19 protein-coding genes are annotated in these 22,423 nt (G+C 71.1%); 8 read left to right on the top strand and 11 right to left on the bottom strand.

Annotated elements, in window-relative coordinates:
• Nucleotides 1-154: 154 nt before the first annotated feature.
• The 4 genes from IU476_RS11865 to IU476_RS11850 all read left to right on the top strand — a co-directional run bounded on the left by IU476_RS11865 (nt 155) and on the right by IU476_RS11850 (nt 2,701).
• Complete coding sequence (locus tag IU476_RS11865) at nt 155-859, top strand: ESX secretion-associated protein EspG (protein ID WP_195099491.1); 705 nt, start codon at nt 155-157, stop codon at nt 857-859.
• Nucleotides 860-934: 75 nt separating this feature from the next.
• The gene (locus IU476_RS11860) at nt 935-1,309 is read left to right on the top strand and encodes a hypothetical protein (RefSeq protein WP_195099489.1); all 375 of its coding nucleotides are present in this window, start codon (nt 935-937) and stop codon (nt 1,307-1,309) included.
• On the top strand, nt 1,306-2,493 hold the full coding sequence (locus IU476_RS11855; protein ID WP_195099487.1) for a hypothetical protein: 1,188 nt from the start codon (nt 1,306-1,308) through the stop codon (nt 2,491-2,493). The genes IU476_RS11860 and IU476_RS11855 overlap by 4 nt, the downstream gene beginning before the upstream one ends.
• A 70-nt stretch (nt 2,494-2,563) precedes the next feature.
• On the top strand, nt 2,564-2,701 hold the full coding sequence (locus IU476_RS11850) for a hypothetical protein (protein WP_195099485.1): 138 nt from the start codon (nt 2,564-2,566) through the stop codon (nt 2,699-2,701).
• A gap of 48 nt (nt 2,702-2,749) precedes the next feature.
• On the opposite strand, the gene proB is transcribed toward IU476_RS11850, so the two are convergent.
• The 9 genes from proB to IU476_RS11805 all read right to left on the bottom strand — a co-directional run bounded on the left by proB (nt 2,750) and on the right by IU476_RS11805 (nt 15,667).
• A complete protein-coding gene (proB, locus tag IU476_RS11845; RefSeq protein WP_228823480.1) occupies nt 2,750-3,877 on the bottom strand; it encodes a glutamate 5-kinase in 1,128 nt (375 codons plus the stop codon).
• Between the two features lie 57 nt (nt 3,878-3,934).
• Nucleotides 3,935-5,395, bottom strand: coding sequence for a GTPase ObgE (gene obgE, locus IU476_RS11840; RefSeq protein WP_195099483.1), 1,461 nt, complete (start codon nt 5,393-5,395; stop codon nt 3,935-3,937).
• Between the two features lie 106 nt (nt 5,396-5,501).
• Nucleotides 5,502-5,768 (bottom strand): 50S ribosomal protein L27, encoded by a 267-nt coding sequence (gene rpmA / locus IU476_RS11835; RefSeq protein ID WP_187684557.1) that lies wholly within the window; start codon nt 5,766-5,768, stop codon nt 5,502-5,504.
• 42 nt (nt 5,769-5,810) lie between these two features.
• Nucleotides 5,811-6,122 carry a 50S ribosomal protein L21 gene (gene rplU, locus IU476_RS11830; RefSeq protein WP_040747090.1) on the bottom strand — a complete coding sequence of 104 codons (312 nt, stop codon included), beginning with the start codon at nt 6,120-6,122 and terminating at the stop codon, nt 5,811-5,813.
• 307 nt (nt 6,123-6,429) lie between these two features.
• Entirely contained in the window at nt 6,430-10,050 is a 3,621-nt protein-coding gene (locus IU476_RS11825) for a translation initiation factor IF-2 N-terminal domain-containing protein (protein ID WP_324194017.1), read from the bottom strand.
• Between the two features lie 461 nt (nt 10,051-10,511).
• On the bottom strand, nt 10,512-10,928 hold the full coding sequence (gene ndk, locus IU476_RS11820; RefSeq protein ID WP_195099479.1) for a nucleoside-diphosphate kinase: 417 nt from the start codon (nt 10,926-10,928) through the stop codon (nt 10,512-10,514).
• A 183-nt stretch (nt 10,929-11,111) separates the two neighbouring features.
• Nucleotides 11,112-11,501, bottom strand: a complete 390-nt coding sequence (locus tag IU476_RS11815) for a DUF4233 domain-containing protein (RefSeq protein ID WP_195099476.1) — start codon at nt 11,499-11,501, stop codon at nt 11,112-11,114.
• A 13-nt stretch (nt 11,502-11,514) separates the two neighbouring features.
• Nucleotides 11,515-12,966 carry a bifunctional tetrahydrofolate synthase/dihydrofolate synthase gene (folC, locus tag IU476_RS11810; RefSeq protein WP_438944000.1) on the bottom strand — a complete coding sequence of 484 codons (1,452 nt, stop codon included), beginning with the start codon at nt 12,964-12,966 and terminating at the stop codon, nt 11,515-11,517.
• Nucleotides 12,967-12,982: 16 nt separating this feature from the next.
• A complete protein-coding gene (locus IU476_RS11805; RefSeq protein ID WP_195099474.1) occupies nt 12,983-15,667 on the bottom strand; it encodes a valine--tRNA ligase in 2,685 nt (894 codons plus the stop codon).
• 324 nt (nt 15,668-15,991) lie between these two features.
• Between IU476_RS11805 and IU476_RS11800 the strand changes: the two genes are divergently transcribed.
• Both IU476_RS11800 and IU476_RS11795 read left to right on the top strand, forming a co-directional pair.
• Nucleotides 15,992-16,576: a helix-turn-helix domain-containing protein gene (locus IU476_RS11800; protein WP_324194016.1), complete on the top strand. Its 585-nt coding sequence runs from the start codon at nt 15,992-15,994 to the stop codon at nt 16,574-16,576.
• An 87-nt stretch (nt 16,577-16,663) separates the two neighbouring features.
• Entirely contained in the window at nt 16,664-17,329 is a 666-nt protein-coding gene (locus tag IU476_RS11795) for an AAA family ATPase (protein ID WP_228823479.1), read from the top strand.
• Nucleotides 17,330-17,360: 31 nt separating this feature from the next.
• Here IU476_RS11795 and IU476_RS11790 read toward each other — a convergent pair whose 3' ends face one another.
• The gene (locus tag IU476_RS11790; RefSeq protein ID WP_195099468.1) at nt 17,361-18,293 is read right to left on the bottom strand and encodes a YegS/Rv2252/BmrU family lipid kinase; all 933 of its coding nucleotides are present in this window, start codon (nt 18,291-18,293) and stop codon (nt 17,361-17,363) included.
• Nucleotides 18,294-18,393: 100 nt separating this feature from the next.
• On the bottom strand, nt 18,394-20,034 hold the full coding sequence (locus tag IU476_RS11785) for an FAD-binding oxidoreductase (RefSeq protein WP_195099466.1): 1,641 nt from the start codon (nt 20,032-20,034) through the stop codon (nt 18,394-18,396).
• A gap of 103 nt (nt 20,035-20,137) precedes the next feature.
• On the opposite strand from IU476_RS11785, the gene IU476_RS11780 reads away from it, so the two are divergent.
• The gene (locus IU476_RS11780; protein WP_438943999.1) at nt 20,138-20,746 is read left to right on the top strand and encodes a TetR/AcrR family transcriptional regulator; all 609 of its coding nucleotides are present in this window, start codon (nt 20,138-20,140) and stop codon (nt 20,744-20,746) included.
• Nucleotides 20,747-20,870: 124 nt separating this feature from the next.
• Nucleotides 20,871-22,421, top strand: a complete 1,551-nt coding sequence (locus IU476_RS11775; protein ID WP_195099461.1) for a glycerol-3-phosphate dehydrogenase/oxidase — start codon at nt 20,871-20,873, stop codon at nt 22,419-22,421.
• The last annotated feature ends 2 nt before the right edge of the window (nt 22,422-22,423 follow it).

Genomic DNA, 22,423 nt, shown 5'->3' with positions numbered 1-22,423 from the left:
AACATTCAACCGTCGGACGGCCCTCACACAGAGCAATCCGAAATTTCCTGGTGCGCAGGCGGTCACCACGGTGTTGATGGGATATATCCTTGGTATCCAGAGGCGTTAACGGCCGTAATCGCGGATCGGCGATCGGTGAAGGGTGTTTGTCGGCGTGAGTTGGACTTTCACACCGGACGAGTTCGCACACATCTGGCGCGAGACCGACCTGGATCGCCACCCGTTCCCACTCCGGATCCTGGAGAGCCCGCGCACCGAGGACGAGGCCGCGACACTGCGCCGGGCCCTGGAGGCGCGGCTGCCGCTGCGCGCCGACCCGGATCTGTCCGCCTGCCTGCGCATTCTCGCCCAGCCGCACACCCGGATCGTGGCCATCGGCGGGGGTCACGCGCCCGACAGCGAGATCCGGGTGCTCGGCGCGGTCGTCTACGACCACGCCGTCCTGGCCGTGCAGGACCCGGGCGGTTTTCCGGGCTACGGCGGCGTCGTCCGCCTCTCCATCGGGCACAGCGCCAAACTGGGCGCGCGGATCGCGGGGCTGTTGCCGCAGGCGCCGCCCGGCCGCGAGCCCGCGCGTTCGGCCCGCGCCGCGGCGGTGCGCGACGAGGAGACCGTGGTCGCCACCCAGCCGCCCGTTCCGCGCATCCGGCGGCTGCTGCTGCGACCGCACACCGCCGAAGGCCACATCCGCATCGAGGCCGCGCTGGACCGCGACAACCCGCCCGCGCCGATCTACTACACCTGGATCGATGTCGCCGACGACGGCCGCTACCTCATTCGCGCCGGCGAGGAGGTGCACGTGGTGCCGACCTCCACCCAGCAGCTCGCGACCCATCTGCAGAAGCGGATCGCGAGGTGAACGGCCCGCACGGCTGACCGGGCCCCGATGCACCGATTAGGCTGAATCACGACGACCGATCCGGAGGGGGTGCGCATGACGATCGAGACGAGTCAGGCCGACATCACCAGATTCCTGCAGGAAGCGCGGAGCGGCACCGTACGGTTCGACCCCGCGGCGGCCCGCCGCTGCGCCGAACTGTACGACCAGCAGATCGAACGCCTGCGCTATTTGCAGCAGCGCCTGGAGAGCGTGTCCGACCTGCACGGTTTCGGCGGATTCTTCTCCGCGCAGCAGTTGCAGGCCGGGTTCTCGCGCAAGGCCCGCGACACCTCCGCGCTGCTCGATCGGTACATCGCCGCCTCCTATCGGATCAAAGAGGGGTTCCTGGTCAGCGCCGGTCTGTACGAAGAGGCCGATGCCGCGCACGCCGCCGCGCTCCGGGCGGTCGCGCCGAGGCCGTCGCGATGACCGCCGAATTCCGGTACGGACCGCAGCCGCGCAGCACCGACCCGGAGTACATCAGCGCGATGGAACACTTCGAGTCGCTGCCGCACGAGCAGATCCACGAGGGCACCCAGCAGATCGATGCCGCGGAGATCCTGCAGGCCTCGGCGGTGTGGCTGGAGGCGGCGGCCACCCTGACCACCGCGATGCCGCTCACTCGCAACGACGTCGACCGCATGATGAGCGGCGCGGGCTGGGAGGGCGCTGCCGCCGAAGCCGCCGCCGACTGCACCCGCGGCCTCGCGCAGTCCGTCGAGGAGCTGGCCGCGATCCTGGGCGAGGTGGGCGCGCGCCTGGGCGCGCTGTCCGCGGCGGCCGAAGCGGTGAAACTGGCCGTCGTGCCGCCGGGAAACTCGGGGCCGATCGGCGCGATCGCCCGGGCACTGGAAGCCGCGCACGTCCTCGACGCCCGCCTGGCGCAGGAGGCGCTGCGCCAAGAAGCGCTGCTGGCTATGAACATGATCTACAAACCCGCCTACACCATGGCGGGCACCGGAGTCCCGGCCCTCCCCACACCTCCCGACCTACCCGGGGGCAGTTCCGAATCCCCGTATTCAACGAATCCCCCTGCACCCCAAACACTTCCGCCCAACAACCACACCCCGATCCCCGACCGGCCACAGCCCGATGCGCCCGCACCCGGCCGACCCGAGCCACAGCAACCCCAATCCTCCACCCCCACAACACCACCCACGTCTCCGGCGCAACCCGACACCCCGTCCCCGGGTCAGCCGAGCCCACAGCAACCTCAAACCACCACGCCCACAACACCACCCACCCAACCGGCACCCTCACCCGCCCCGTCACCACAACCTCCGACGGGCACCACGCCACCACCCACACCTGCCCCCGCGCCAGCATCCCCCGAATCACACACTCCCGCACCACCATCCACCCCCGCTGCACCCCCACCCGCGCCATCCACCCCCACACCCACTCCACACCCACACGAGCCATCCACCCCCACGCCGCCCCCTCCGCCGCCTGCCCCCGCACCCGCGCCACCACCCCACACCCCACCACCCCCACTGGAACCCGGCCCACCCCTCACCGACGAGGAAGGCCAGCCCGGCATCACCGGCCCCATCCCCGACACCTCCAGCCCCACCACCCCCGAACAGCCCGGAGTCAGCCCACCCAGCCGCTGACCGGGTTCGATACCCGAATCGGTCGCCAGCAGACCGAGCCCACGGCATATATCAGGCAGAGGAGTATGTGGTGACCGATGCGGCACGCCTGCGGGAAGAACTCGACAATCGGCAGGACGAGACCGCCCGGACGGCACAACTTCTGGAGTGGGCCCGCGAAACCACCGTCGACCACGCGGCCCTCCTCCGGCGGCTGAGCGACGCGTGAACCGTCAGTGAGAGAAGAGCCACACCCCGCGACAACCCGTCCTACCGGCTACACCTTCACCAAGTCGTCGGCGTGGATGACCGGGCGCTGCATGCCGTCCGGGAGTTCGGTGGTGGAGCGGCCGACCATGGTCTGTAGTTCGGTGCTGTCGTATTCGACGACGCCGCGGGCCACCACGCGGCCGTCGGGGGCGACCAGGTCGACGACGTCGCCGCCGTGGAAACGGCCGCGGACGCCGGTGATGCCGGCGGCCAGCAGGGAGCGGCGGCACTGCGCGACGGCCTGCACCGCGCCCTCGTCGAGCAGCACCGCGCCGTGGCTGTCGGCGGCGTGCCGGACCCAGAACTTGCGGGCGGACAACCGGACCGGGCGGGCGGCGAAGGCGGTGCCGACCGACGCGCCGGTGAGGGCGGCGTCGGCCTCGGCGGCGGCCGCGAGCAGAACCGGCACCCCGGCGTCGGCGGCGAGGCGGGCCGCCGACAGCTTGGACGCCATGCCGCCGGTGCCCAGCGCGCCGCCGCTGCCGGCGATCACGCCGTCCAGGTCGGCGCTGCTGCGCACCTCCGGGATGAAGTTCGCGTCCCCCTTGCGCGGGTCGCCGTCGTAGAGACCGTCCACATCCGACAGCAGCACCAGCGCGTCCGCGCCGACCAGATGCGCGACCAGGGCCGCCAGCCGATCGTTGTCGCCGAAGCGGATCTCCTCGGTGGCGATGGTGTCGTTCTCGTTGACCACCGCGATCGCGTGCAGCGAGCGCAGCCGGTCCAGGGTGCGCTGGGCGTTGCGGTGGTGCTCGCGGCGGGAGAAGTCCCCGGCGGTCAGCAGCACCTGGCCGACGGTCCGCCCGTACCGCGCGAACGACGTGCCCCAGGCGTGTGCCAAGGCCAGCTGACCGACGCTCGCCGCCGCCTGCTTGGTCGCCAGATCCCTTGGCCGCGAAGACAATTTGAGCGGTGCGATACCCGCGCCGATGGCACCGGAGGACACCACGACGACATCGGACCCGGCCCGCATCCGCGCCTCGACCGCGTCGGCCAGCTTGTCCAGCCGCGCGGTGTCCAGGCCGCCCTCCAGGCTGGTCAGCGCCGACGACCCGATCTTCACCACCACGCTGCGCGCCGTCGCGACCGCCTTGCGTGCCGCGCTGATCTCCCGACCCGAATCAACCTGCGTCATAACAGAACTCACTCCACAACACCGAACATCGTTGCGCCGCGGCACCGTTCGGCGACCTCACTGGCCGTCCTCGTCCTCCGAGACCAGCCCGCGGCGCACCCGGGAGGCGTGCTTGCGCTCGGCCGCCGAGATGCGATCGGTCTGATCGAGCCGGGGATCGGTGCCGCGGCCGGTCATCACCAGATCCACGCCGGCGGAGATCTGCGGTTCCCAGTCGAAGCTGATGTCGCCGATGGTGACCGGCGCGCCGGGCTGCGCGCCCAGCCGCTCCAGCTCCGCCTCCACGCCGAGGCGGGCCAGGCGGTCGGCCAGGTAGCCGACGGCCTCGTCGTTGTCGAACTGGGTCTGGCGCACCCAGCGCTCCGGACGCTCGCCGCGCACGATGAAACCGCCCTCGACCTCGGGGTCGACGGTCACCGAGAAGCCGCTCTCGCCGCGCACCACCGGCCGGATGACCGGGCGCTTGGGCGCCGCCTTCGGATGCGCCTCGCGGTACTCGCGAACCAGCTCGGCCAGCGCGAACGTCAACGGCCGCAAGCCTTCCCGGCTCACCGCGGAGATCCGGAAGACCGGCCAGCCGCGCGCGGCGAACTCGGGCGTGACCATTTCGGCCAATTCCTCGGCGTCGGGGATGTCGACCTTGTTGAGGATCACCACGCGCGGCCGGTCCGCGAGGTCGCCGAGACTCGCGTCGGCCTGCAGCGCGGGCTGATACGCGGCCAGCTCCGCCTCCAGGGCGTCCACGTCGGAGATCGGGTCGCGGCCGGGCTCGAGGGTCGCGCAGTCCACCACGTGGGCCAGCACCGCGCAGCGCTCGAGGTGCCGCAGAAAGTCCAGGCCCAGGCCGCGGCCCTCGCTCGCGCCGGGGATCAGGCCGGGCACGTCGGCGATGGTGAACGTGGTGTCACCGCTGGACACCACGCCCAGATTCGGCACCAGCGTGGTGAAGGGGTAGTCGGCGATCTTCGGCTTGGCGGCGGACAGCACCGACACCAGCGACGATTTCCCGGCCGACGGGAACCCGACCAGCCCGACATCGGCGACCGACTTCAGTTCGAGGACGAGATCGCGCTCCTCGCCCTCTTCGCCGAGCAGCGCGAAGCCGGGCGCCTTGCGCGCCCGCGACACCAGCGCCGCGTTGCCGAGCCCGCCACGGCCGCCACGGGCCGCCACGAACCGGGTGCCGGCGCCGACCAGGTCCGCCAGAACGTCGCCGTCGGGTCCGATGACGACCGTGCCGTCCGGAACCTTCAGCAGCAGCTCGCCGCCCTGCTTGCCGTTGCGGTTGCCGCCCTCGCCGGGCTTGCCGTTGCCCGCCTTGGCGTGCGGGTGGAAGTGGAAGTCCAGCAGGGTGTGCACGTTGGGATCGACCTCGAGGATCACGTCCCCGCCGTTGCCCCCGTCCCCGCCGTCGGGCCCGCCCAGCGGCTTGAACTTCTCCCGATGCACCGAAGCGCACCCGTGCCCGCCTTTACCGGCGCGCACATGCAGCACGACGCGATCGATGAACTTGGACATGCCTTGATCATCCTCCTTCTCGAATGGTCGGCTGCAAACAGAAAACGGGCCAGGGTGTTTGTCACCCTGACCCGCTTCGAAGTGTGGTGGAAAGGCTCCGCGCGGCTCAGGCCTGCGCCGGCTCCGGGACCACGATGTTGACGGTCTTGCGGCCACGCTTGGTGCCGAACTTCACCGCGCCCGCCTCGAGGGCGAACAGCGTGTCGTCGCCGCCACGGCCGACGTTCACGCCCGGGTGGAAGTGCGTGCCGCGCTGCCGGACCAGGATCTCGCCGGCCTTGACGGTCTGGCCGCCGAAGCGCTTCACGCCGAGCCGCTGGGCATTCGAGTCGCGACCGTTACGAGAGCTGGACGCACCCTTCTTATGTGCCATGGTTGTTGAACTCCTCGTACTTGGGGCGAACCCCGTAGTCGCTTACTTGATGCCGGTGACCTTCAGGACCGTCAGCTTCTGACGGTGGCCCTGACGCTTGTGGTAGCCGGTCTTGTTCTTGAACTTGTGGATGCGGATCTTCGGGCCCTTGGTCTGCTCGACGACCTCGGCGGACACCGACACCTTGGCCAGCTTGTCCGCATCGGTGGTCAGCTCGGAGCCGTTGACGACCAGCACCGGCGCCAGCGACACCGCGGCGCCCGGCTCACCCTCGATCTTCTCGACCTTCACCAGGTCACCGACCGCGACCTTGTACTGCTTTCCGCCGGTCTTGACGATCGCGTACGTTGCCATCGGTCGGCTACCCTCTTCCTCTACTAGTGCTCGGCACTTTGCTCATGCGGCGACTCCCGGTCGACAACCGGAGACCGCCGTACGTCTGGTCTGGTAATCACGCTGCGTCAGCGCCTGCACTCCGGGGAGCGCCACAGCGGTCGAGGTGACACAGCACGATTGCTGTCACCGAGCAGCGACTGGCCAAGATTACAGGACGGGAACCCGCCCGACCAAACCGGGGTGACGGGGGCCGCACGCCGACGGCCCGCCACGCGAACGCCGACGGCCCGCACCGGATCGGTGCGGGCCGTCGGCGGTCCTACTCTCAGCTCGGCTGTTCCGGCGCGCCCGCGGCCCGGCCGGCGGACCGTCGGCGCGGACGGCTGCGGGGTTCCACCGGCGCCGCTGGGATGTCGGTGAAATCGACGGCCGGGGCCTCCTGCTCCGCGCTGGACAGCACGAACACCGCACCCTGGCTGTCGGTCCCAGGTGCCGCGGTGGTGCGAGCCACCCGGCGACGTCGCCGCCCGGTCTCGGGGCTCGCCTGCGCGGCCGGTGCCGTACCCGCCGGTGCGGCACCGGTCTCCGCCGCGGTCTCGGAAGCGGCGGCTGCCGCGGTCCCGGTCTCGGCCTCGGAAGCCGCCTCCGGCTCGGTCTCGGATGTGACCGAGGAATCGGCAGCCTCGCCCGTAGCAAGCGCTTCGGCGGCCCCACCCGACACAACCTCGGGCGCGGCAGCGGCAACAGCCTCGGAGGTACCGGCTTCGGCACCCGACTCCGCCGCCGCCCCGGAACGCTCAGCACCGCGCGACTCCGTCACAGCCCCGGAACTTTCGGCACCGCGCGGCTCCGCGGCCACCTCGGGAGTCCCGGCCGCCGCACTACTCCGCGACTCGGAGGTACCGGCATCGCGCGAATCCGCACCCGCCTCAGACGTATCGGCCGCCTCGGACGTACCCGCGGCCTCCGCGTTCCGCGATTCGGCCAAGGCCTCGGCCCGGCTCGACCGGCTGCCGCGACGCGCCCGCCGACGCGTGCGACCCGGCGTGCCCTCGGATTCACGGTCCGACCCACTACGGGTGTCGGGCTCCGTAACCTGTTGTGCCGCAGCGGAACTCACGTCGGCGAGGTCCGCCTCGGCGGCTTGCTGCACGGCCTCCGCCGCCGCCACGGCCACCTCGGCCTCGGCGGTCGCCACCGAGGCGGCCTCCTCGGCCTGGTGCGCGGCCATCGCCAACGCCACCGGATGCGCCCGCTTGACGGCCGCGTCCTCCTCCGAGTGGTCCTCGACGGGCGCGGTGCCGTTCGTCGCCGGGGCCGGGGCAGGCGCGGGGGTCTTGTCCTTGCGACGGCGACGGCCCTCGCGACGGCCGGCGCCCTCCTCGACCGGCGGGGTCTCCACCGGGTAGTTGTGCACCAGGATGCCGCGTCCGTGGCAGTGCTCGCAGGTGGTGGAGAACGCCTCGACCAGCCCGGTGCCCAGCTTCTTGCGGGTCATCTGCACCAGCCCCAGCGACGTCACCTCCGACACCTGGTGGCGGGTGCGGTCGCGGCCCAGCGCCTCGGTCAGGCGGCGCAGCACCAGATCCCGGTTGGACTCGAGCACCATGTCGATGAAGTCGACGACGATCATGCCGCCGATGTCGCGCAGCCGCATCTGCCGCACGATCTCCTCGGCCGCCTCCAGGTTGTTGCGGGTGACCGTCTCTTCCAGGTTGCTGCCGCCGGCGCCGGTGAACTTGCCGGTGTTGACGTCGATGACCGTCATGGCCTCGGTGCGGTCGATCACCAGGGTGCCGCCCGAGGGCAGCCACACCTTGCGGTCGAGGGCCTTGGCCAGCTGCTCGTCGATGCGGAAGCTGCCGAAGACGTCGACGCCCGTGTTCTCGTGCCGCTCGACCCGGGCCAGCAGGTCCGGCGCCACCGTGCGGATGTAGTTCTCGACCGTGGTCCAGGACCGGTCGCCCTCGATGACCAGCTTGGAGAAGTCCTCGTTGAACAGGTCGCGAATCACCTTGACCAGCAGGTCCGGCTCCTCGTAGAGCGTCTTCGGCGCGCCGGAGCCGTTCTTCGACTGGTCCTCGATGGTCTTCCAGGTGGCCTGCAGCCGCTCCACGTCGCGGGCCAGTTCGGTCTCGCTGACGCCCTCGGAGGCGGTGCGGATGATGACCCCGGCGTCCTGCGGCACGATGTCGCGCAGGATCTCCTTGAGCCGCTTGCGCTCGGTGTCGGGCAGCTTGCGGCTGATGCCGGTGGACGAACCGCCCGGCACGTAGACCAGGAACCGTCCGGCCAGCGAGATCTGCGTGGTGAGCCGTGCGCCCTTGTGCCCCACCGGGTCCTTGGAGACCTGCACCAGTACGGTGTCGCCGGGCTTGAGCGCCTGCTCGATCTTGCGCTCCTTGCCGCCGAGCCCGGCGGCCTCCCAGTTCACCTCGCCGGCGTAGAGCACGCCGTTGCGGCCGCGGCCGATGTCGACGAACGCCGCCTCCATGCTCGGCAGCACGTTCTGCACCTTGCCCAGGTACACGTTGCCGACCATGGACGCCTGGCCGCTGCTGGTCACGAAGTGCTCGACGAGGATGTTGTCCTCGAGCACCGCGACCTGCACGGTGGCGGCCGGATGCTCGGCGAAGGTCTTCTCCCGCACGACCATCACCCGGTCCACCGCCTCGCGGCGGGCCAGGAACTCCGACTCGGTCAGGATCGGCGGGCGGCGGCGTCCGGCCTCGCGCCCGTCGCGGCGGCGCTGGCGCTTGGCCTCGAGCCGGGTGGAGCCGCTGATGCCCTGCACCTCGTCGCCGGAGCCGCGGCGCTTGTTGCGCGGCTCGCGCTCGTGCACGACGGTGTTCGGTGGATCGTCCTCGCTCGGCTCGGCCTCGGCGTCCTCGCCGGACTTGCGGCGCCGACGGCGACGGCGACGGCGGCTGGAACCCTCCGGCACGGCGTCGTTCTCGTCGGAGCCGTTCTCGGCCGATTCCTCGTCGTCGGTCTCGGCCTCGGCACCCTGCTCGGTGTCCTCGGCGTCGTCGGAGTCCTGGTCGCCGTGCTGTTCGCCGCGTCCGCGACCGCGACCGCGACGGCCCCGGCGACGGCGGCGCGAGCGGTTGCCGTCCTCACCGTCGTCGTGGGACTGGTCCTCGTCCCACGAGTTGTCGGTGTCGTCGGTGTCGGTGTCCGCGTCGGGCTCCTCGCCCCGCGGTGCGGCCGGTTCGCGCGGCGGTTCGTCGGCGGGCGGGGCGGGCGCGGGCTCCTCGATCGGAGCGGCCTTGTTTTCCTCCTCCGGCGGAGTGTGCCGCTCGGCGCGCAGCTTACGCCGCATCTCCTGGGCGGCGGTGGCGTCGGGCGGGAGGAACAGCGGGGCGGCCACCACGGCGGGCGGCTCGAACGCCACCGGCTCGGGGGCCGGCGGCGCGGGGGCATGGAAAGGGCTGGTGAACAAGGACTGCCGCACCGGGCGGTCCGGGGTCACCGGTCCGGAGCTTCCGGCGGCGGACACCGTGGCGGGCTCGGCCGACTTCGCGGCAGAACTCGCCGACGCGGTGTCGGTCGACGCGACCGCACCGGCGACGCCGTTGGTCTCCGTCGCGCCGACGGATGCCGCGGCCGGCGTGCCCTCGGGCTCGGCGGCGGGAGGCTCCGCGGTATCGGCAGGCGCGGCGGTCTCGGCCGGCTCGGCGGAACTCGGCTCCGACGCCTCGGGGGCGAGCGTGTCCCGCACCGACTCCGCCACCGTGCGGTCCAGGCTGGACTGCGCGCTGCGGGCCTCGGCGCCGAGTTCGGTCAGGTGGGCCAGAATGCGTTTGCTGGTGGTTCCCAGCAGCTTCGCCAGCGCATGGACCCGGATACGTTCGGGCAACTGCGCCGCCTCCCCTGCCCCGGCCGCCTCGTTCGAAGCGGGTTCACCTTTACCTTGCGACGTTTCCTGCGGCTCTTGATCGGCCACGAAATCTCCTCGGGCCCCCGGGCGCGTCCCTCCCATACGGGGAGTGACGCGGCCGACGCGGGGGCACTGTCCGTTCGCCTCACACCGCGGGGGCGCGAGGTCCTGTGGTCTCGCCCCGCGTGCCCGTTATCACCTTGTCGTTCGTCGGTCGGCTAACTGGTCACGCGGCGCCTGGCTGTTGGCTTCGACACCGGGATTCGAGCGCTCATCCAGCGTGCCGGCCGGACGGCCGAGTCTTGGTAACCGTCCGTGGGCAGCGATGATCGGCGTCGAACCGCAGTGCCATCGGGTGCTCTCGCCACCTACCGCAAACGGCGGGCGTCGATCACATCCATTGCCAGTATCCCACACCGTGCGCCGGACATTCGCCATCGATGTCCTTCCGCGGGGGCTCGCGGGCGTCGCGAACCCCGATCGATCGCGGCGGCGCGACGGCCCCGGACACGGTGTTCGGGGCGGACCTACTGGGGCAGTTCGGGGAACCAGAGCGCGATCTCGCGCTTGGCGGACTCGGGCGAGTCGGACCCGTGGACGAGGTTGAACTGGGTCTCGAGAGCGAAATCACCACGGATGCTGCCCGGCACGGCCTTCTCCACCGGATCGGTGCCGCCCGCGATCTGCCGGAAGGCGGCGATCGCCCGCGGACCCTCCAGGACCGCGGCCACCACGGGTCCGGAAGTGATGAACTCGATCAGCGAACCGTAGAACGACTTCTCGGCATGCTCGGCGTAATGGGCCCCCGCGAGCTCCTCGGAGACCTGCTTCAGCTCCAGCGCCGCGATCTTCAACCCCTTGCGCTCGATGCGGGTGATGACCTCACCGATCAGCCCCCGAGAAACACCGTCGGGCTTGATGAGTACCAACGTCTGCTCAGTCACGGCGACACTGTAGCTGAGTCCTTGGCGTCGCCTTCGGCGCCGCGGGTTCGCGGCCCTCATGGCTCGGTTTTCGGTGGACGAGACTCGCGCGTCGCGCATGCGCTTCGTCCACCGAAAACCGAGCCGGCCGCGAACCGGGGAGGTGAGCACAGCACACCGGCTCGCCGGTGAACATCCCGCTTCTCACGCTCGCTGGCTGGGCAGCAGGCCGTGTTCCATGCGGCGGCGGACGTCGGAGCGCAGGACCAGGATGAAGGCCCAGACGGCGGCGAAGACGACGCCGATCACGAAGATCGACACGTGGATGAAGCCGCCGAGCAGCAGCAGGACCTGCAGGCCGAGGTTGAACGGGAGCGCCCAGGGGCGGCGCTGCAGGCCCGCGCCGGCGAACATCAGGACCGCCAGCGTCACCAGGCAGGCCACCGACCACCAGTTCAGGCCGCCGCCGACGGCGCTCACCACGGGCAGCGCGAGCAGCACCGTGATCGCCTCCAGCACCAGCGCGCCCGCCATCACGCCGCGCAGGCCCTTCCACGGATCGGTGGCGGGCGGGGGGACTTGCTGGTCGCTCATGGCTGTGCCTGCCTCATGCGGGGTCCTTTCCGAACAGGGAGCGTGCCGCACCGGCGGTGACGACCGAACCGGTGACCACGATCCCCGCCCCCGACACCGGCTCACCGGACTCCGCGGCCTCCTCGGCGATCGCGATCGCGGTCTCCACGGCGTCGGTGAGGGTGGCGGCGGTGACGACGCGCTCGTCGCCGAAACGCTGCACCGCCAGATCGGCCAGATCGTCGACGGGCAGCGCGCGCGGAGAACCGTTGGTGGTCACCACGATCTGGTCGAGCACGGGCTCGAGCGCCGCGAGGATGCCCGCGGCATCCTTGTCCGACAGCACCGCGACCACACCGACCAGCTTGCGGAAGTCGAACTCGCCGGTGAGCGTCGCCGCCAGCGCCCGCGCCCCGGCCGGGTTGTGGGCGGCGTCGATGAAGATGGTCGGCGCGCTGCGCATCCGTTCCATCCGCCCCGGGCTGATCGCCGCGGCGAAACCGGCCCGCACCGCGTCGATGTCGAGTTGCTTCTGCGCGCCCGCGCCGAAGAACGCCTCCACCGCCGCGAGCGCGACCGCCGCGTTGTGCGCCTGGTGTTCCCCGTGCAGGGGCAGGAAGATCTCGTCGTACACCCCGCCCAGGCCCTGGATCTCGAGCACCTGGCCGCCGACGGCGATGCGGCGCGACAGCAGCCGGAACTCCGCGCCCTCGCGCGCCACCGCGGCGTCGGCCTCGACCGCGCGCCGCAGCAGCACGTCCATCGCCTCGGGTTCCTGCTCGGCGATGATCGCGACCGTCTCGCGCGGCACCAGCGGATCCTCGGGGGCCTTCTTGATGATGCCCGCCTTCTCCCCCGCGATCGAGGTGAGGTCCGGGCCGAGATAGTCGGTGTGGTCCAAGCCGATCGGGGTGATCACCGCGACCTGACCGTCCACCACATTGGTGGCGTCCCAGGTACCGCCCATGCCCGTCTCGATGACCGCGACGTCGACCGGCGCCTCGGCGAACGCGGCGTAGGCCATCCCGACGAGCACCTCGAACTTGCTCATCCGCGGCCCGCCCGCGGCCTCCGACTGCTGATCGATCATCTTGAGGTAGGGCTGCAACTCGCGATAGATCTCCACATACCGCCCCGGGCCGATCGGTTCGTTGTCGACGGCGATGCGCTCGGTGGCCAGCTGCAGATGCGGGCTGGTGAAGCGCCCGGTGCGCCGGTGCAGCGCGGTCAGCAGCGCGTCGATCATCCGGGTGACCGACGTCTTGCCGTTGGTCCCGGCGATCTGGATGGCCGGGTACCCGCGCTGCGGGGAGCCCAGCAGATCCATCAGCGTGGCGATGCGGCTCAGCGTGGGTTCGATCCGGGTCTCGCCCCAGCGCTCGTCGAGTTCCGCCTCGACCAGCGCCATCTCGGCGAGATCCACCGGTGACGGGCCCGAGTGCAGCCGCTCGGCGCCGCCGCGCTGCCGCTCCGGTTCCTCGTTCACTCCGCTCCCTCCGTGGTTACTTGCGCTTCGCGATCTCGTCCAGCCGGGCGCCGATGCGCGCGACCTCGGACTCGGCGACCTCTTTGCGGGTGCGGATCTTGTCGACCACCGCGTCGGGCGCCTTGGCCAGGAAGGCCTCGTTGCCGAGCTTCGCGGTGGTGCTCGCCAGTTCCTTCTGCGCGGCCGCCAGATCCTTCTCCAGCCGCCGCCGCTCGGCGTCGAGATCGACCGCGCCGGAGGTGTCGAGTTCCACCGTCACGGTACTGCCGGACAGCCGCACCTCCACGGAGGCGGTGGCCGCGAAGCCGTCGCCGGGCTCGGTGAGCCGGGCCAGCGCGGCGACCTCGGCCCGCAGCCCGGTGAGGTCGGCGTCCTCGAGGCCGACCAGGTGCGCGGCCACCTTCTGCTTGTCGGTGAGGCCCTGATCGCTGCGGAAGCGGCGGATCTCGGTGATCAGCTTCTGCGCGTCGGCGACCCGCCGGGCCGCGACCGCGTCGGCGGCGATGCCGGTGGCTTGCGGCCACGCCGCGATCACGACGGACTCGCCTCCGGTCAGGGCCTGCCACAGCGTCTCGGTGACGAACGGCATCACCGGGTGCAGCATGCGCAGCAGCGCGTCCAGCACGCCGCCCAGCACCGCGCGGGTGCTCGCGGCGCGCTCCTCGGACTCGGCGAACTGCACCTTCGCCAGCTCCAGGTACCAGTCGCACAGTTCGTCCCACGCGAAGTGGTACAGCGCCTCGCACGCCTTGCCGAACTCGTAGCGGTCCAGCGCCGAATCCGCTTCGGCGCGAACCTCATCCAGCCGGTCCAGGATCCAGCGGTCGGCGTCGGTGAGGGTGTCGCGGGCCGGGATCGCGCCGGACACCGCGCCGTTCATGAGCGCGAACTTCGTCGCGTTGAACAGCTTGGTGACGAAGTTGCGCGACGCCTGCACGTGCGCCGGGCCCACCGACAGGTCGCTGCCGGGCTGCGCGCCCCGCGCGAGGGTGAAACGCGTTGCGTCCGCGCCGTATTCGTCGATCCACTCCAGCGGATCGATGCCGATGCCCTTCGACTTGGAGTACTTGCGGCCCTGCTCGTCGCGAATCAGGCCGTGCAGGAACACATCTCGGAACGGCACCGGCGCGGACCCGGCCGGCTCGCCCGCGGTGAGGGCCGGGTCGCCGGAGACGAACATGCCGAACATCATCATCCGCGCGACCCAGAAGAACAGGATGTCGTAGCCGGTGACGAGGACGCTGGTCGGATAGAACTTCGCCAGCTCGGGGGTGGCGTCGGGCCAGCCCATCGTCGAGAACGGCCACAGCCCGGAGGAGAACCAGGTGTCGAGCACGTCCGGGTCCTGCACGTAGCCCTCGGGCGCCTGCTCGTCGGGTCCGACACAGACGATCTCGCCCTCGGGGCCGTACCAGATCGGGATGCGGTGGCCCCACCACAGCTGCCGGGAGATGCACCAGTCGTGCATGTCGTCGACCCAGGCGAACCACCGCGGCTCCTGGCTGGGCGGGTGAATCACGGTGTCGCCGTGGCGAACCGCGTCACCGGCGGCCTTGGCCAGCGACTCCACCTTCACCCACCACTGCATCGACAGGCGCGGCTCGATCGGCTCGCCGCTGCGCTCGGAGTGACCGACACTGTGGACGTAGGGCCGCTTCTCGGCGACGACGCGGCCCTCCGCGGCCAGGCGCTCGCGGATCTTCAGCCGCGCCTCGAACCGGTTCATGCCGTCGAATTCCGTTCCGGTGCCGGCGATCCGGCCGGTCTCGTCCATGATCGTCGGCATCGGCAGCCGGTGCCGCAGGCCGATCTCGAAGTCGTTCGGATCGTGCGCGGGCGTGATCTTGACCGCGCCGGAACCGAACTCGGGGTCGACGTAGTCGTCGGCGACGATCGGAATCTGGCGGCCGGTGATCGGGTGGTAGAGCGTGGTGCCGATCAGCGACCGGTACCGCTCGTCGTCGGGGTGCACGGCCACGGCGGTGTCGCCGAGCATCGTCTCCACGCGGGTGGTGGCCACGATCACGTGCGGCTCGTCGTCGTTCAGCGAGCCGTAGCGCAGCGACACCAGCTCGCCCTCGACGTCCTTGTAGTTGACCTCGATGTCGGAGATGGCGGTGCGCAGCTCGGGCGACCAGTTCACCAGCCGTTCGGCGCGATAGATCAGCCCCGCGTCGAACAGCCGCTTGAAGATGGTCTGCACGGCGCGGGAGAGGCCCTCGTCCATGGTGAACCGGTCGCGGCTCCAGTCGACGCCGTCGCCGAGGCGGCGCATCTGGCCCTGGATGGTGCCGCCGGATTCGCGCTTCCAGTCCCAGACCTTGTCGATGAACAGCTCGCGGCCGAAGTCCTCTTTGGTCTTGCCGTCGACGGCCAGCTGCTTCTCCACGATGGTCTGGGTGGCGATGCCGGCGTGGTCCATGCCGGGCAGCCACAGCACCTCGTAGCCCTGCATGCGCTTGCGGCGGGTGAGCAGGTCCATGAGCGTGTGGTCGAAGGCGTGCCCCATGTGCAGGTTGCCGGTGACGTTCGGCGGCGGCAGCACGATCGAGTAGGGCGGCTTCGTGCTGGTGGCGTCGGCGGTGAAGTAACCAGCGGCTACCCAGCGCTCGTACAGCTCGGCCTCCACCTCGCCGGGATTCCAGCTCTTGGGGAGGGCATCGGCACGATTACGTGAGTTCTCAGAGGCTGTGCTGGTCACCGTGCGATTCTAAGGAGGGGGGCCGAATACCCGAAGGGCGGGGTTTTCGGCGGATGAGGGACACCGAAAACCCCGCCCACAAGATTCAGACTACCGCCGATTCCGGCCCGGTCGCCCGATCCATATGCAATTCTCAGGTTTTGCCCGAATCCATTGTGTTGGTGCGGGTTTGCCTCTTGGTCGCGACTCAGGAAGCGGGCGCCGACAGTACCGCCGCGCACGACCACCACGCCGTATCTCGTCTCGCTCATGGCCACGACGCGCCGCAGTGTTGCGGAATCGGCAAAGAAACTTGCCGATTCCGGGAAAGCGCGGAGGATCGTCGTGGTGACCAGCAATCCGGCCCTGACCGCCGCGCTCGCCGATATCGGACCCCGACTGCGGCAGCTGCGCACCCGGCGCGGGGTGACCCTCGCCCAGCTCGCGGCCGCCACGGGCATCTCCCAGAGCACGCTGTCGCGCCTGAAGTCCGGGCAGCGCCGCCCCAGCCTGGAGCTGCTGCTGCCGATCGCGCACGCGCACGAGGTCACCGTCGACGACCTCGTCGCGCTCCCCCGTTTCACCGATCCGCGCGTACAGGGCACCATGCGGCGGGTCGCCGGTCGCACCATTCTGCCGCTCACCCGCCGGCCGGGTCCGGTGCAGGCCTACAAGATCACGATCCCGGCCGACGAGCCGCCGCCGGACCCGAAGATGCACGACGGGCACGAGTGGCTGTACGTGCTGTCGGGCCGCCTGCGCTTGATCCTGGGCACGCACGAGCTGGAACTCGACCCCGGCGAGGCCGCGGAATTCGATACCCGCCAACCACATTGGTTCGGCAGTGCGGGTCCGGGGCCGGTCGAGATCCTGAGCATCTTCGGCGGGCAGGGTGAGCGCATCCACCTGCGGGCGCGGACCAAGACGTGAAAGCGGTCGGGCGCCGCGGCAGATCTCGGGGTCTTCTCAGGGACTTCCCTGTTGCCGAACGTTTTTCGACACGGGACCCTGGAGAGAATGACTCCTCCCCTGGACGCCGGGCGCACCCCGACACCCGATCCGCGCGTCGTGACACCGGCGGCGGTGCTGGATCTACGCGGGCGCGCCGTCGACGAATTGCGTTATCCCGCAACGGCCGCGCTGTTGTTCACGGGCGTGCCGGGGGCGGGGAAGAGCACCGCGCTGCGGCAGTTGTTCGGCGGCATCGACGACACCGTGGAGGCGGTCGTCCGCCGCGGCGCGACGCTGGTCGATTCTCAGCAGTCCCGCAATTGGTGGCGAGTCCGCTTGGGCCGGTGGCCGTATGCCTTGTGGTTGCCGCTCGTGCACCTCACCCACTACCGCCGCATCCGCCGCGCGCTGTACGAATCCCCCACTCCGGTGGTCGTCCACGACTGCGGCACCCGCCGCTGGGTGCACCGCATGATCTCGGCGTGGACCGCGCGCGGCGGCCGCGAGTTGCACATCGTCATGATCGACGTGCCGCCCGGCGCGGCCCGCGACGGCCAGCGGGTGCGCGGCCGCCGGGTGAGCCGAATCAGCTTCGCCCTGCACAACTCCCGCTGGCAGCGCCTGCTCACCCGGGTCACCGCCGGTGCCGCCCCGCGCCCCGCCCCCGCGTCGGTGGTGATCGTCGACCGCGAGACGGTTTCCGGCCTGCGATCCGTCTCGTTCGACGCGTGAGGGACTGCTCCCGGCATTGCCCCAGGCCGACTCAGGGCACCAGGACGGCCTGCGCGGCAGGGAGTGCGCGGAAGACCGCGGGCAGTACCCCGGCAGGTTCGCCGTCGGCCGTGGCGGGAGCGGACGGTGCCGTCAAAGTGATTGTGGCTGCGCGGTATTGGTGTACCGCGGGGTGGTCGATGCGTTTGCCCGCGGACAAGGCGGGGAGCATGCGCAGCATGTCGAGGCGGGACATGGCGCCGACCACGGTGAGGTCGAGCAGTCCGTCGTCGAGGCGGGCGTCCGGGCAGATCAGCATGCCGCCGCCGTAGGTGCGGCCGTTGCCGACGGCCACCATCACCGCGTCGGTCTCGACCACCGAGTCCGCGGCGTCCCCGCCGGACAGTTCGATGCGGTACGGCACGGCCAGGCCGCCGGTGAGTTCCGCGAGCGCGGCGACGGTGTAGCGCAGCGAGCCCTTCGGGCGTCGCATGCGGTTGGCGCGCAAGGTCACTCGCGCGTCGAACCCGGTGCCGGTGATCGTGGCGAAACGCAGCGGGCCACCGTATTCGGCTCTCACCGTGGGCGAGTCGATCTCGCCCAGGTCGATCGGGCGGACATTGCCGCCGAGAACGATGTCCACGGCGGCCGCCGCGTCGTCGTCGGGGATGCCGAGTTCGCGGGCCAGGTCGTTGCCGGTGCCGCCGGGCACGAGCCCCAGCGGCACACCGGAATCCGCGAGGGCTTGCAGCGCCAGGCACACCAGGCCGTCGCCGCCCGCGCACACCACCGCGTCCGGCGCGGAGGTCCCCTCGGTCAGCGCGGCGCGGACCGACCGCACGGAATCCGCGGCCGTCTCACCGTGCACCGGCGTGACCTGGACGCCGCGCGCGGTGAAATGCGCGGTGGCCGCGGCGGCGGCCGTCAGGCCCCGCCCCTGCCCCGACAGCGGATTGGTCACCAACAGGACCGACCGGACACTCACCGCACCATCCTCCCGACCAACGGACGGATGATTACGGTCCGCGCCGCTCGCGCACCGGTTCGTGCCAGCGGGGAAAGCGCGGCGGCACAGCACAACTGGTTCACGGGATCAGCTTTCCGGGATTGAGGATGCCCACGGGATCCACCGCGGCCTTGACCGCGCGCAGCACCCGCACACCGAGGTCCCCGATCTCGTCGGGAAGCCACGGCCGGTGATCCGCGCCGACGGCGTGATGGTGGGTGATGGTGCCGCCGGCCGCCGCGATGGCATCGCCCGCGGCGCGCTTGGCTCGCAACCACTGCGCGATCGGGTCGTCGAGCTGCTTGGCCACCACGGTGAAGTAGAGCGACGCGCCGGTCGGATAGGTGTGCGAGATGTGGCACATCACGAGCGCCGGAGTGCCCTGAGCGGTGAGCGAGTCGGTCAGCGCCGTGGTGACATCCCCCTTCAGCCGCGCCAAGTTCGACCAGCTGGTCGCGGTTTCCAATGTCTCACAGAGGATTCCGACGTCGAGCAGGGCGTCGCGCAGGTACGGCGCGGCGAACCGGCCGTGCTCCCACTCGCGCGCGGGCTGCTCGCCGAGGGCGGTGCCGCCCGCCGTGGCGAGCAGCGCCGTCGCCTCGGCGCTGCGGGCCGCCACGTGTGCCGCGCTGCCCTCGAAGGTGGTGACGGCCAGGCAGCCGGTCACCGGCGCGCCCCCGATATCGCCGGAGCGCGCCAGATTGAGTCCGGTCTCGGCCTCGTCGGACAGCCGCAGCACGGTAGGCGCCGCGCCCTCCTGCACCACGGTGCGCAGCGCCGCCGCGCCGGTGGCGAAATCGGGGAACGACCACGCTTGGTACGCAACGGCTTCCGGTGCCGGATGCACCCGCAGGGTGACCGAGGTGATCACGCCCAGCACGCCTTCCGAACCGGCGAACAGCTCGCGCAGATCCGGGCCCGCGGCCGAGGCGGGGGCGCGGCCGAGATCCAATGTGCCGCTGGGCGTAGCGATCAGCAGCCGCTGAATCATGTCGTCGAAACGGCCGTAGCCCGCCGACGCCTGCCCCGACGAGCGCGTGGCGGCGAATCCGCCGATGCTGGCGAACTCGAAGCTCTGCGGGAAATGTCCGAGCGAAAGCCCGTGTCCGGCAAGCAGTTTCTCCGCCTGCGGCCCGGTCAGCCCCGCGCCCAGGGTGGCGGTGGCGGCGATCGGGTCGACCTCCGTGAGCGAGTCGAGACGCCGCAGATCCAGCGCGACGACGGCATCGAACCGGCCGCGCGCCGGGTCCACCCCGCCCACCACGCTGGTGCCGCCGCCGAAGGGCACCACGGCGATGCCCTGCTCGGCACAGTGCGCCAGCACCGCCAGCACCTCGTCGTGATCGGCCGGGAAGACGACGGCGTCGGGAGCGTCCTGCGGGCCCTCGGCCCGGCGGCGCAGCAGGTCGGGAGTGCTCTTGCCGCCGGCGTGCAACAGCCGGTCCCGGTGGTCGACCGAGACGAACTCGGCGCCGACCACCGCGGACAACCCCGCGAACTGCGCGGCCGTCAGCGCCGGGTCGCGGAGCGGCACATCGCCCTCGTCGCGACGGGGCACCGGCTCACCGGACACTCCGAACACCTGCGCCAGCAGCGTGCGGATCCGCTCGGGAAGCGGCGCGTGACCGGCCGGAATGCCCCAGGCGTCCCACACCATACTCGGGCGCTCCGCCGACTCGACCGGCATTCGCGGCGAAGTCTCGTGCTGTGTGTCGACCATGCGTTACAGTCTGACATATAACGTCAAGCAGTAACGAATAGCCCGGCGCGGCCCCGGACACGGGACCCGCCCGCGATTTGGTGGTGAAACGGAAATGCACACGATGGACGACACGGCCGACGCCGACGAACTGTCCGCCATCGACGTGGCGATACTCGACGCGGGCCGCGCCTGCGTCGAGGAGTTCGGGGTGCGGCGCACCACGCTCACGGAAGTGGCCCGGCGCGCCGGGGTCAGCCGCCCCACGGTCTACCGGCGCTGGCCCGACACCGGCTCCCTCATCGCGGAGCTACTGGTCCGGGAGATGCGCGGCATCGTCGGGCGGACCATCCCGGCGAGCGGACCGGCGCGGGCCCGGCTGGTGCAGGGCGTGGTGGCGGGGGCGGCGATGCTGCGCTCGAACCGGTTGTTCGGCAAGATCTTCCGCACCGACACCGACCTGATGCTGACCTACGTGTTCGGCCGCCTCGGCCGCAACCAGCGCGAACTGATCCTGCTGTTCGCCGCCGTGATCCGCGAGGGCCACCGCGACGGCTCGATCCGCGCCGGCGACCCCGACCACCTGGCCACCATGCTCCTGCTGATCGGCCAGTCCGTCGTCCAATCCGCCGGCACCGTCGGCCACCTCCTCGACGACGACCAACTCGACGCCGAACTGGCCCGCGCCATCGACGGCTACCTACTCCCCGAAGACGGCGAGCGCTACGCATGACCCACCCGGGGCGCTGGCTATGCGAAACGGTCGGCACGACAGCAAGTTTCGGGGATGTATGGCGGCAGCGGCGGAACGGTCGGCACGAGGGCGGGTTTGCGGGATGAAGGACAGGAGTGGCGGGATGGTTGATGGGAGTGCGGGTCTCGGGGATTCGAGGCTGAATGCGGGGCGGCGGGAGCGGGAGTTGCTGGCGCTCGGGGATGGTGGCGTGATCGATGTGCTCGTGATCGGGGGTGGGGTCACGGGTGCGGGCGTGGCGCTGGATGCCGCTACCCGCGGGCTGCGGACCGTGCTGGTGGAACAGCACGACCTGGCGTTCGGGACCAGCCGGTGGAGTTCCAAACTCGTGCACGGCGGGCTGCGCTACCTGGCGAGCGGCGGCGTGGGGATCGCCCACGAGAGCGCCGTGGAACGCGACATCCTGCTCACCACCACGGCACCGCATCTGACCCGCGCCCTCCCCCAGGTGGTCCCGCTGCTCCCCGGCGTCGGCACCGCACAGCGTGCCCTGGTGCGGGCGGGCTTCGCGGCCGGAGACGTGCTGCGCCGCACCGCCGGAACCTCGCCCGCGGTCCTGCCCCGCTCGCGGCGGATCGCGGCCGCCGAGGCCTTGCGCCTGGCACCCACGCTGCGCCGCAACGGTTTACGCGGTGGCCTGCTCGCCTGGGACGGTCAGCTGGTGGACGATGCCCGCCTGGTGGTCGCCATCGCGCGCACCGCGGCGGCCCACGGCGCGTCGGTACTGACCCGGGTACGCGCGCAGGACGTCACCGGCGACTCGGCCCGCCTGCACGACACGCTCACCGGCGAAACCCTGTCCGTGCGAGCCCGTTCGGTGATCAACGCCACCGGCGTCTGGGCCGACCACGTGGATCCGAGCATCGAACTGCGGCCCAGCCGCGGCACCCACCTGGTGTTCGACGCGGCGGCGTTCGGCGGCCTGACCGCCTCGCTGACGGTGCCGATTCCGGGCAGCACCAGCCGCTTCGTCTTCGCCTTCCCCGCCGCGCACGGCCGGGTGTATCTCGGCCTCACCGACGAGGACGCCCCCGGACCGATCCCCGACGAGCCGGTGCCCTCCGACGCCGAGATCGAATTCCTGCTCGACACCGTCAACACGGTGCTGCGGGAACCCTTGCGGCGCAGTGATATCCGTGGCAGCTTCGCCGGCCTGCGCCCCCTGCTGCGCAGCGCCGACGACAGCACCGCCGACATCTCCCGCGAACACGCGGTGCTGCACTCCCCCGGCGGACCGATCACCGTCGTCGGCGGCAAACTCACCACCTACCGCAAGATGGCCCAGGACGCCGTGGACGCCGCCGTCGCGCACGCCGGACCGCCCGCGTCGCCGTGTGTCACCCAGCGAATCCCTTTGGTGGGCGCGGTCTCCGGCGCGGAACGCGATCGGATCCCCGCGCCGCCGGTGCTGATCGAACGCTACGGCATCGAGGCCACGGAAATCCTGCGCCTCGTCCGCACGGACCCGGCCCTGGCCGAGCCCGTGGCCCCCGGAATCGACGTAACGCGAGCGGAATTCGCCTACGCCGTCACCCACGAGGGCGCACTGACCGAGGACGACCTCCTCGACCGCCGCACCCGCATCGGCCTGGTCGAATCCGACCGCTCAGCCGCCCTCCCGGCCGCCCGAGCGGCATTCGCCCACCACCCCTGACC

The sequence above is a fragment of the Nocardia blacklockiae genome, from assembly GCF_015477355.1.
Classification (GTDB): domain Bacteria; phylum Actinomycetota; class Actinomycetes; order Mycobacteriales; family Mycobacteriaceae; genus Nocardia; species Nocardia blacklockiae.
This window is presented reverse-complemented; position numbering and strand designations above follow the sequence as displayed.

What these genes read in the sequence shown, in the direction of transcription:
- IU476_RS11860 (WP_195099489.1), top strand. Translation starts at nt 935, where the DNA reads ATGACGATCGAGACGAGTCAGGCCGACATCACCAGATTCCTGCAGGAA.
- IU476_RS11855 (WP_195099487.1), top strand. Translation starts at nt 1,306, where the DNA reads ATGACCGCCGAATTCCGGTACGGACCGCAGCCGCGCAGCACCGACCCG.
- proB (WP_228823480.1), bottom strand. Translation starts at nt 3,877, where the DNA reads ATGACGCAGGTTGATTCGGGTCGGGAGATCAGCGCGGCACGCAAGGCG.
- obgE (WP_195099483.1), bottom strand. Translation starts at nt 5,395, where the DNA reads ATGTCCAAGTTCATCGATCGCGTCGTGCTGCATGTGCGCGCCGGTAAA.
- rpmA (WP_187684557.1), bottom strand. Translation starts at nt 5,768, where the DNA reads ATGGCACATAAGAAGGGTGCGTCCAGCTCTCGTAACGGTCGCGACTCG.
- rplU (WP_040747090.1), bottom strand. Translation starts at nt 6,122, where the DNA reads ATGGCAACGTACGCGATCGTCAAGACCGGCGGAAAGCAGTACAAGGTC.
- IU476_RS11815 (WP_195099476.1), bottom strand. Translation starts at nt 11,501, where the DNA reads ATGAGCGACCAGCAAGTCCCCCCGCCCGCCACCGATCCGTGGAAGGGC.
- IU476_RS11795 (WP_228823479.1), top strand. Translation starts at nt 16,664, where the DNA reads ATGACTCCTCCCCTGGACGCCGGGCGCACCCCGACACCCGATCCGCGC.
- IU476_RS11785 (WP_195099466.1), bottom strand. Translation starts at nt 20,034, where the DNA reads ATGGTCGACACACAGCACGAGACTTCGCCGCGAATGCCGGTCGAGTCG.
- IU476_RS11780 (WP_438943999.1), top strand. Translation starts at nt 20,138, where the DNA reads ATGGACGACACGGCCGACGCCGACGAACTGTCCGCCATCGACGTGGCG.
- IU476_RS11775 (WP_195099461.1), top strand. Translation starts at nt 20,871, where the DNA reads ATGGTTGATGGGAGTGCGGGTCTCGGGGATTCGAGGCTGAATGCGGGG.